Genomic DNA, 356 nt, shown 5'->3' with positions numbered 1-356 from the left:
CGGAATGTAAATTACGTGGGAGACCATGTAGTCATCGGTCGAGCGAGGGGTCAGTTGAACAAGCCTGTAACATCCTTCACGGGGGAGCCTGCTCTCCCTGTTGAGAGCTGTCGCGCCCAGCTTGCCCTGATCCTCGGCAGCGCGGATTTCGATGCCACCGGCCGGGAGCACCGTTTCCTTAGCTACGTGGTCGAAGAAGCGTTATCCGGGCGTGGCGATCGCATTAAGGCTTATACCGTCGCAGTCGAAGTGTTCGGCCGCGGCCAATCATTCGACCCTCAGACGGACCCGATCGTCCGCATTGAGGCCGGCCATCTTCGTCGGGCGCTGGAACGCTACTACCTGACCTCAGGACA

The 356-nt window shown here is 59.8% G+C and carries 1 pseudogene; it reads left to right on the top strand.

Annotated features, from left to right (window positions below):
- Positions 1-54: 54 nt before the first annotated feature.
- Positions 55-356 (top strand): annotated as a pseudogene (locus ACWGS9_RS35530) (hypothetical protein); the annotation flags it as partial.

This window comes from Mesorhizobium sp. Arg314 (assembly GCF_053714275.1).
This window is presented reverse-complemented; position numbering and strand designations above follow the sequence as displayed.